The following is a 978-nucleotide window of genomic DNA, read 5'->3' on the forward strand; positions in this document are numbered from 1 at the left end:
TAACGATAGTGCAACGGATTGCACTGGGTTTCCCCATTCGGAAATCGCCGGTTATAACGGTTCATATCACCTTACCGGCGCTTATCGCAGATTAGCACGTCCTTCATCGCCTCTGACTGCCAGGGCATCCACCGTGTACGCTTGGTCGCTTAACCTCACAACCCGAAGATGTCTCGTAAGACAGTTCGCGTTGCGAAAATTTGAGAGACTCTGACACACCGCATTTTCCTTTCTTATTACGGAGAAAGGAAACGGCGTGTCGTTTCAATTTTCAGCTTGTTCCGGATTTTTAAAGAGCAAATACGTCGCAGTACACTGTCAGCCAGTACACTCGGACGTATCATATGAGCATGAAATGATGGTGGAGCTAAGCGGGATCGAACCGCTGACCTCCTGCGTGCAAGGCAGGCGCTCTCCCAGCTGAGCTATAGCCCCATCGATTTCGTAAAACCTTATTAATTCACCATGAATTCGGCGCTGGTCAAGGCGCAGCGCCATGAAGCATACTTAAGTATGTGAATGGTGCTGTAACGCAGGATAGCGACGAATTTGGTAGGCCTGAGTGGACTTGAACCACCGACCTCACCCTTATCAGGGGTGCGCTCTAACCACCTGAGCTACAAGCCTATAAGGTTTTACTGCTCGTTTTCTATCAGACAATCTGTGTGGACACTGCGCAGGYTCGTATCTTTAAGGTAAGGAGGTGATCCAACCGCAGGTTCCCCTACGGTTACCTTGTTACGACTTCACCCCAGTCATGAATCACAAAGTGGTAAGCGCCCTCCCGGAGGTTAAGCTACCTACTTCTTTTGCAACCCACTCCCATGGTGTGACGGGCGGTGTGTACAAGGCCCGGGAACGTATTCACCGTGGCATTCTGATCCACGATTACTAGCGATTCCGACTTCACGGAGTCGAGTTGCAGACTCCGATCCGGACTACGACGCACTTTATGAGGTCCGCTTGCTCTCGCGAGGT

The 978-nt window shown here is 51.0% G+C and carries 2 tRNA genes and 2 rRNA genes; all 4 read right to left on the reverse strand.

Annotated features, from left to right (window positions below):
* Positions 1-155: ribosomal RNA gene (locus E2L00_RS21315) — 23S ribosomal RNA — on the reverse strand; the annotation flags it as partial.
* A gap of 204 nt (positions 156-359) precedes the next feature.
* A tRNA-Ala gene (locus E2L00_RS21320) sits at positions 360-435 on the reverse strand.
* Between the two features lie 115 nt (positions 436-550).
* A tRNA-Ile gene (locus E2L00_RS21325) sits at positions 551-627 on the reverse strand.
* Positions 628-696: 69 nt separating this feature from the next.
* Positions 697-978: ribosomal RNA gene (locus E2L00_RS21330) — 16S ribosomal RNA — on the reverse strand; the annotation flags it as partial.

The organism is Cedecea colo, assembly GCF_011808225.1.
Taxonomy (GTDB): Bacteria; Pseudomonadota; Gammaproteobacteria; order Enterobacterales; family Enterobacteriaceae; genus Dryocola; species Dryocola colo.